The sequence below is a fragment of the Mesorhizobium sp. genome (assembly GCF_004962925.1).
GTDB lineage: Bacteria > Pseudomonadota > Alphaproteobacteria > Rhizobiales > Rhizobiaceae > Mesorhizobium.
This window is the reverse complement of sequence record NZ_SUEO01000007.1, coordinates 28,565-35,185: the sequence shown is the minus strand read 5'-3', so window position 1 is coordinate 35,185 and position 6,621 is coordinate 28,565. Positions and strand designations below refer to the sequence as shown.

Here is a 6,621-nt window from a genome sequence, read left to right as displayed (position 1 = left end):
CCGGCATCGCCGCCGGCGATCAGGCCGAAATCGGGCCCCACCAGTCCCGCCGCATCCCCCTCCAGCCTGATATCGCCAAGCGTGAATTTCGGCCCGGTCGCAATGTTGATCACCACCGGAATCGGCTGCGGCCCCGAAAATTCGGCGTCGGGCGGCAAATCGTCGAGCGGTTTGCCTTCGATGGTGATGGTGACGACACCCTCGTAGCGGGCATCTGCGTAAAGTGCGGCGATAAGCTGATCGCGGTCGCCGCGCGCCTTGCCCAGCAGGCCGAGCGAACCCGAGACCGGGCGTTCTTCGTCGGCCTTCAGTGCCGACGCGTTTTCGAGCTTCTTGACGAGATCCTCGTCGGCGTCGGGCGCCTCGATGGTCACCGCATAGCGCAGCGGATCGACGATGTCGGCATCTTCGTCCTCCGACGACCCCCACAGCTTGATGCCGAAGATCTCGAAAGCGGCCGCATTTCCGCTCGTGGCAACCAGTGCAGTCGAGCACAGCAAGACGAAAAGCAGGGCGTGCGAAAGCACGCGCCGTGGCGCGGTTCCTCCCGACATCTGCCTTTCATACGCCGACATTACAACTCTACACTAGCTCCCAAAGCTAAAATTGGAATGAAGTTCTGAATTGCTCGTAAAGGGGCCACAATCCAATTGTCTGAAATGGACAGGGCTTGGAATTCACACCTTCTGCGTCGCCGCAAGAAAGCGTGATCCCTGTCCTATGGAGGTACTACCGGCCATTGGCCGGAAAGGAAACCGTTGGCAGGCGGAACCTGCCGCGTCCTCGCGTTGACAAGCTGGACTGAAGCTTGAACATGTCTGGACGTTAGAGCGAGGTGCGTCCATTCGGAGGCACAAGGTACGCTCTAGGACTTTGAAGTGACGCATCGTGCTTTCCGAAAATCGATTCCGATTTTCGGGCCGATGCGTAAGCAGTGTCTGGAGGGGTATTATGGCAATGCGCGCGGCTCGTGGTCTGTCGATCCTTTTCCTTCTCTTGTTCGCCTGGGGCGGTATCGCGCAAGCGGCCGAAGCACGCCGGGTGGTGATATCGGGCAATTCCGATTATTTCGGTTTCGATCTCAGATCCGACCAGAATGTCAGCCTCGACCAGTGCAAGACGACATGTCTCGGCGATCCCGCCTGCCGCGCCTTCACCTACAACCCCAAGGCCAAATGGTGTTTTCTCAAATCCGACTATAACACGCTGAAGCCCTTCAACGGCGCCGTCGCCGGTAAAGTCGTCAACATCGATGGCGACCCCGATATCGGCGCGCCGCCGGACCTCGCCTTCTTCCCCGCCTGGATGGCCGACCAGGCCCAGCAATACCGCAACAGGCTCACCGGCCCGGCCTATACCAAGCCTGCCGATGGGCTGGCGGCGCTGAAGCAGGCGGCGGAACAAGCGTCGCAGACCGGCAACCGCCGCTCGGCCATGCAAAAATACGAGGCTTTGGTTTCGGTATTGCCCGACGACGGCCAGCTCTGGCTTGAACTGGCGCGGGAAACGCTCGCCGTGCCGCCGACCGCCAACAGTGCGGAGGCCTCCACGCTGCCCGCGAACGCCACCTCCGCCGCCTTCAACGCCTACAAATTGCTGCGCACTACAAAAACGCGCGCCGAAGCACTGGCACTGCTCGGCGACGGGCTCGATCGCCGCGACCTCTCCCGGCCGGCGCTGCAGGCCTACGAAGCGAGCCTCGCGCTGGTCAATTCGTCTTGGGTCTCGGCTGCCTATCAGGACCTCAAGGCCCGCAAGGGCTTCCGCATCGTCGATCACACGGTCGACGCCGACACCAGCGCGCCGCGCATCTGCGCGCAGTTTTCCGAGGATCTGGTCAAGACCGGCGTCGACTATTCGCAATTCGTCACCGTCGACAACGCCGCCCCCAAGGGTGTCGAGGCCAAAGACAAGCAGATCTGCGTCGATGGGCTCGAACATGGCCAGCATTACAACGTGACCTTCCGCCCTGGCCTGCCGGCCGCCATCGGCGAGGTGATCACCGCACCGGTGGTGCTGTCGATCTATGTGCAGGACCGCGCCCCGTCCGCCCGTTTCACCGGCGACAGCTTCGTGCTGCCTGCCGGCGCGCGCCGCGGCATCCCGGTCGTCACCGTCAACATGAACGCCGCCGAAATGAAGCTCTATCGCATCGGCGACCGTTCGCTGACCCAGCTTCTGTCCGGCTACCAGTTCCTGCGCCAGCTTGACGGCTACGACATCTCCAACATTTCCGATCAGATGGGCGAACCGGTCTGGCAAGGCAAGCTCGACATCGCCAACGACCTGAACAAGGAGGTTATCACCTCCTTCCCGGTCGACGAGGCGCTGCCGCAGCGCAAGCCCGGTGTCTATGTGCTGACTGCACAACCGGTCGACGAGAATGACGACGACTATGATTCCCGCGCCACGCAATGGTTCGTCGTCTCCGATATCGGCCTGTCGACCTACACCGGACAGGATGGATTGAACGTCTTTGCCCGTTCGCTCGGAACCGCCAAGCCGATATCAGGTGCTGAACTGACGCTGCTCGCCAGGAACAATGAAATCCTCGGCACCGCGACCACGGACGCGGAAGGCCGCGCCGTCTTCAACGCCGGCCTGACGCGCGGCGACGGCGGCATGGTGCCTTCTGTGCTGACGGCCAAGCAGGGCGACAGCGACTTCGTCTTCCTCGACATGGGCCGCGCCGGCTTCGACCTGTCAGATCGTGGCGTCACCGGGCGTCCGGCGCCGGGCGCGCTCGACGTCTATGCCTGGACCGAACGCGGCATCTACCGCGCCGGCGAGGACGTCCATGTCGCAGCGCTTGCCCGTGACGGCGCCGCCAAGGCGGTCGAGAACCTGCCGCTGACCTTCATCTTCACGCGCCCCGACGGCGTCGAGAACCGTCGCATCGTCAGCGACGGCGCATCGGCCGGCGGCCATGCCGTCGACCTGCCGCTCGAACCCAATGCCATGCGCGGCACCTGGACGGTGGCGATCCACACCGATCCCAAGCAGGCGGCGGTCGCCAGCCACATGTTCCTGGTCGAGGATTTCGTGCCGGATCGCATCGAGTTCGACCTGTCCTCCGACAAGCAGGAGATCGCGCAGGGCGAAACAGCCAACGTCACCGTCGACGGCCGCTTCCTGTATGGCGCGCCTGCCGCCGGGCTGGCGCTCGAAGGCGAGCTGACGCTGTCGACCACTCGCGACTGGGACCGTTTTAAAGGCTATTCCTTCGGCCTCGCCGACGAGCAGTCGGCGGAACCGTCGGTCACGCCGTTCACAGGTCTCCCGGTGGTCGGCGAGGACGGCAAGGCGACCTTCCCGGTTTCCGTCGACCAGTTGCCCTCGACCACCAAGCTCGTCGATGCCAAGGTGACGGTCAGGATGCGTGAGACCGGCGGCCGCGCCGTCGAGCGCTCCCTCAACATCGGCATCCGGCCGCAAGGCCATATGATCGGAATCCGCCCGGATTTCGACGGCGACGAGGTGCCGCAAGGCGGCACGGCGAAATTCGGCCTGATCGCCGTCGACCCCGACGGCAAGCGTGAGGCGCTGCAGGGTGCGCAATGGTCGCTGGTCAAGGTCGAACGCAGTTACCAATGGTACCGCTCGAGCAATTCCTGGAACTATGAGCCGGTGACCTTCACCAAGTCGGTGGCCAACGGCCAGGTCGACCTGACGGCCGACGGCGAGGCCACCGTCTCGCTGCCGGTCGACTGGGGCCGCTATCGGCTCGAGATCGAGACATCGGATCCGGAAGGCCCGGCGACCAGCTACGAGTTCGACGCCGGCTGGTATGTCAGCTCCACGACCACCGAAACGCCCGACGGCCTCGAGATCGCCCTCGACAAGGACACCTATGCGGCGGGCGAAGTGGCCAAGCTCAAAGTGTCGCCGCATTTTGCCGGCGAGCTGCTCGTCACCATCGGCGCCGACAAGCTCTTGAAGACCGTCACCGCCAGCGTTCCGGCCGGCGGCAGCACGATCGACATCCCGGTCGGCGACGACTGGGGCGCCGGCGCCTATGTCACGGCAACGCTGTTCAGGCCGGGCGATGCGCAGGAAACCCGCATGCCAGCGCGCGCCATCGGCGTCAAATGGCTGAAGGTCGATCCAGGCTCGAAGAAGCTCGCCGTCACCTTGACGCCGCCGGACAAGACCATGCCGCGCCAGCAGCTGTCGATCCCGGTTTCCGTGGCCGGCGTGCAGCCGGGCGCCAACGCCTATGTCATGGTCGCGGCCGTCGATGTCGGCATCCTCAACCTCACCAATTACAAAGTGCCGGATCCGGAGACCTGGTTCTTCGGCCAGCGCATGCTCGGCCTCGAGGTACGCGACCTCTACGGCCGCCTGATCGACGGCTCGCTGGGCACGTCAGGCAAGCTGCGCACCGGCGGCGACGGCGCCAATATGCAGTCGCAGGGCAGTCCGCCGACCGAAAAGCTGGTCGCCTTCTTCTCCGGTCCGGTCCAGCTCGATCCCGACGGCAGGGCGCGGATCGATTTCGACATCCCGCAATTCAACGGCACCGTACGCGTGATGGCCGTCGCCTGGACCAAGGACGGGGTCGGCCATGCCCAGTCCGACGTGATCGTGCGCGATCCGGTGGTGATCACTGCCGGCCTGCCGCGCTTTCTGGCGCCCGGCGATTCGGCCGTCATGCGGCTCGACGTCGCCGACACCGATGGTCCAGAGGGCGACTATGCACTGTCGATAGACACCACCGGCGGTCTGTCGACCGGCACTGCCGCCCTGCCCGAAAAGCTGACGCTCGCCAAGGGCAAGCGGCAGACGCTGACCGTGCCTCTGACGGCTGAGACGCCGGGCAACGCCTCGATCACCATCAAGCTCGCCCATGAAGACGGCACCGCTGTCGAGCAGACGCTCTATGTTCCGGTGCGCCCGGCGCAATTGCCGGTGACCACCCGTATGGTGGTCGACCTCAAGGGCAATGGCGGGTCGCTGCGCATCGACAAGGAGCTGCTGACGGCAAGCCTGCTCGACGGCGCTTCGGTCAGCGTCGGCGTTTCGCAGGCGGCGGCCTTCGACGTGCCGTCGCTGCTGATGACACTTGACCGCTACCCATATGGCTGCGCCGAGCAGACCACCAGCCGCGCCATGCCGCTTCTCTATGTCAATGACATGGCCTCGGGCATCGGCATGGCCAGCGACCCCGATCTGCGCGGCCGCATCCAGGACGCCATCTACAAGGTGCTGAGCTATCAGGCCTCGGCCGGCAGCTTCGGCCTGTGGGGTCCGGGCTCCGGCGATCTGTGGCTCGACGCCTACGTCACCGATTTCCTGACCCGAGCACGCGAGCAGAAATACGACGTGCCGACCCTGGCGATGAACCAGGCGCTGAGCAATCTGCAAAACGCGATCGGCTACGACCAGGACGTCAAGGGTCGCGGCAGCGAGATCGCCTATGCGCTCTATGTGCTGGCCCGCAACAAGAAGGCCTCGATCGGTGATCTGCGCTATTATGCAGACACGCAACTCGAAGCCTTTACGAGCCCGATGGCCGTTGCCCAGTTGGCGGCAGGCCTGGCGCTCTACGGCGATACGCAGCGCTCGGAAGCCACCTTCCAGGCTGCCCTGCAACTGGCCCAGTCGATCTCCGCATATGACTACTACAGGTCCGACTATGGCTCGCCGCTGCGTGACGGCGCGGCGATGCTGGCGCTTGCCGCCGAATCGAAGCCGGTGCCGACGATCGTGCCGGCGCTGATCACGCTGGTGACGAAGGAACGCGCCGCCGTCAGATGGACCAGCACACAGGACGAGTCCTGGATGCTGCTGGCGGCCCGCGCGCTGAAGGCCGGCAATGATGCGATCGCGCTGACCATCAATGGTGCACCGCATGTCGGCGCCTATTCGGACCAGATTGCCGGCAGCGATCTTGTCGACAGTCCGCTGACCATCGCCAACACCGGCAGCAACCTGCTGCAGGCAGTCGTCACCACGGTGGCCTCGCCGATCCAGCCACTGCCGGCCAGCGGCAACGGCTTCACCATCGGCCGCACCTACTACAAGCTCGACGGCACCGAAGCCAATGTCACGGAGGCGACCCAGAACGAACGCTATGTCGTCGTGCTCAAGATCTACGAGCAGAACAAGTGGCCGTCGCGGCTCGTGATCACCGATCTGCTGCCGGCCGGCTTCGAGATCGACAATCCGGGCCTGGTTTCCAGCGCCCAGTTGTCGAACTTCTCCTGGCTCGCCCAGACCGACGCCGCCCATCTCGAATTCCGCGACGACCGTTTCGTCGCGGCCTTCAATCCGAACGACGGCGACGGCGACCGCAACATCACGCTCGCCTATGTCGTGCGCGCGGTGACGCCGGGCACCTATGCTCATTCGGCGGCAACGGTCGAGGACATGTACCGGCCGCAATATTCGGCCCGCACCGCGACCGGGATGATGGAGGTCAAGGCGCCGTAAGGCAGATGGTGGCGAACATGATCATGGCGATTGCGCTGTCCCTCATTGCCCTGCCGGGCATTTCTCCCCGTATGGAGACGGAGAGAAATGAGCTTGCGCCGAAGTTTTCGCCAACCTCGAACGGCGCAGAAAGAGCCCCCTTCTCCCCGTCACTATACGGGGAGAAGGTGCCGGCAGGCGGATGAGGGG

General features: G+C 64.4%; 2 protein-coding genes and 1 pseudogene. 1 reads left to right on the top strand and 2 read right to left on the bottom strand.

What is annotated here, in order from left to right:
* Positions 1-575, bottom strand: a pseudogene (locus E5W87_RS03475) (outer membrane protein assembly factor); the annotation flags it as partial.
* Positions 576-951: 376 nt separating this feature from the next.
* Between E5W87_RS03475 and E5W87_RS03470 the strand changes: the two are divergent.
* Positions 952-6,432: an alpha-2-macroglobulin family protein gene (locus tag E5W87_RS03470; RefSeq protein ID WP_292394023.1), complete on the top strand. Its 5,481-nt coding sequence runs from the start codon at positions 952-954 to the stop codon at positions 6,430-6,432.
* Here E5W87_RS03470 and E5W87_RS03465 read toward each other — a convergent pair.
* A partial coding sequence (locus tag E5W87_RS03465; RefSeq protein WP_292394021.1) for a hypothetical protein occupies positions 6,419-6,621 on the bottom strand: 203 nt, incomplete at its 5' end. The genes E5W87_RS03470 and E5W87_RS03465 overlap by 14 nt on opposite strands.